Source organism: Actinosynnema sp. (genome assembly GCF_052038725.1).
The window spans coordinates 1-2,023 of the sequence record NZ_JBQGCX010001440.1 but is presented as its reverse complement, the minus strand read 5'-3'; the positions used below and the strand labels follow the sequence as shown (position 1 = coordinate 2,023).

Here is a 2,023-nt window from a genome sequence, read left to right as displayed (position 1 = left end):
CCCGCGCGGGTCGGGTGAGCGCGCCGCCCGACCGCCACTCGATCGGCCCACGCGCCGCGCGCCGCCGGGGGACCACCGTTGCGCCGGTCCGACCCAACCGCGTGGCATCCGTGGCACAGGTGGGGATTTTCGGTGACCTCCGGTGCACCTTGGTAGTGGGCGAGCTAGGGGTCGACGCCTGCCCCCGTCGCCCACCGGGACCGCGCAACGACCTGCGCGGCCCGACCGGAAGGGGCCCCGATGATCCATCCCGCTCCCATCCCCCGTCCCGACGAGGTCGGTGACCGGGCCGAGACCATGGCCCGGTTCCTGCGCGAGGTTCCGCTGCCGTTCACCAGGGTGCTGTCGCTGTGGGTCGGCTACGGGGTGCGCCGCGAGCCCCGGCTCGCCGACCGCGTCCACCACCTCACCGCGCGCCAGGGCAGGCTGCTCGGCGGGCTCCCCGAGGGCACGCCGGTCACCCGGCGCGAGGGCTACCTGGTGCCCCGCCTCGGGCCGTCCGGGCCGAGGCTGGCCGCGGTGACCGCGCTGCTGCACCAGCCCGCCCTGCACCTGGACCCGCCCCGCCGCGCCGAGCTGGCGAACGGGCACGCGCCGCTGGGGACGCTGCTCAGCGACGTGCGGCGGGTCACCCACTACGCCTGCTCCGCCACCGGGCCGACCGACGACCCCGACCCCGACCTGGAGGACCCGCTGCCCGACCTGGTCGACGACGTGCCCGCGCTGCGCTGCCAGGCCACGCTGCTCAGCTGCGGGCGCCCGGTCGCGCTCGCCCGCGAGACCGTCTACGAGGCCGCGCTGCTGGCCCGCCGCCCGCCCGACCTGCTGCCGCACCTGCGCTCGGGGCCGTACGGCGTCGTGTCCTGAGCGCCCGCGGTCCGGGGGCGCGCCGGAGCGGTCGGGCCCCCGGACCGCGCGGCACCCTGGTCGTGCGGGATCTTCACCCGGATGGTGTAGTTGCGGGGTGCTCAAGAAGGTTGCCCGCTGGGTCGCCCCCGGCGCGTGCGCGGCGGTGGCGGTGTGGGTGCTCGCGACGAGGTGGGGCAGCGTGCTGTCCGCGCACCCCGCGTACCTGGTGCTGCTGCTCGCGGTGGGCGCGGAGGGGCTGCTGGGGCTGATCAGGCCGGTCCGGTTCCGCTGGCTCGTGCTGCCGCTCGTCCTGGTGGTCCCGCTGGCGTGGCTGCGTCCCTTCCCCGCCGACGGCACGCCGCTGGCGGCCGGCGTCCAGGTCGTGGACCGCTGGGACTCGATCGAGCTGCGCCCCGAGCGGGGGACCCCGACCGAGGGGCTGGTGTTCTTCCAGGGCGCCCGCGTGGACGCCCGCGCCTACCTGCCGCTGCTCTCGCGGGTGGCCGAGCGGGGCGCGCTGGTGGTCGTGGTCAAGGCCCCGCTGGACTTCGCCGTGCTGGCCCCGACGAGCGGTCTGCTCGACGAGCACCCCTGGATCACCCGCTGGACCTCGGCGGGGCACTCGCTCGGCGGCGTCGCGGCGTCCAGCTTCGCGGCGGACGACGACCGGGTGCGGGGCCTGCTGCTGTGGGCGTCCTACCCGTCGCAGGACCTGTCCGGCCGCGACCTGGACGTCACCTCGATCAGCGGCGACCGCGTCGGCTTCTCCTCCCCGCAGGTCGTCCTGGACAAGCGCCCCCTCCTGCCCTCCGACACCCGCTACGAGGTGGTGCCGGGCGCGGTCCACGCCTTCTTCGGCGACTACGGCCCGCAACCGGGGGACGGGGAGCCTTCGACTGGTCGTGCGAACGCGCAGGACCGGATCGTGGAGGTCAGCGCCGAGGCGCTGGGCCTCTGACCGTGCTCACGCCTCCTGTCGGGGGTGTGCCCCGTCCCGGCGGGCCAACCCGTGCAGCAGCGGCAGGAACACGTCGTCCACCAGCTCCTCCAGCACCCGCCGCGACAGCGGTCCGCAGCGGGTCAGCGACTCGGAGCGGATCAGGTCCAGCGGCACCCGCTTCACCCGTTCGGGCAGCTCGACGGGCGGCAGCTCACCCCGGCCGACCGCGCGCTC

Annotated in this window: 2 protein-coding genes and 1 pseudogene; 2 read left to right on the top strand and 1 reads right to left on the bottom strand. The window is 76.2% G+C overall.

From position 1 onward, the window contains the following. The first annotated feature begins 240 nt into the window (after positions 1–240). Together ACTUAL_RS30450 and ACTUAL_RS30445 are read left to right on the top strand one after the other, a co-directional pair. A complete protein-coding gene (locus ACTUAL_RS30450) occupies positions 241–867 on the top strand; it encodes a hypothetical protein (protein ID WP_157767718.1) in 627 nt (208 codons plus the stop codon). Positions 868–964: 97 nt separating this feature from the next. Next, positions 965–1,807, top strand: a complete 843-nt coding sequence (locus ACTUAL_RS30445; protein ID WP_440902648.1) for an alpha/beta hydrolase — start codon at positions 965–967, stop codon at positions 1,805–1,807. A gap of 6 nt (positions 1,808–1,813) precedes the next feature. On the opposite strand, the pseudogene ACTUAL_RS30440 reads toward ACTUAL_RS30445, so the two are convergent. Continuing rightward, a pseudogene (locus ACTUAL_RS30440) lies at positions 1,814–2,023 on the bottom strand (TetR/AcrR family transcriptional regulator); the annotation flags it as partial.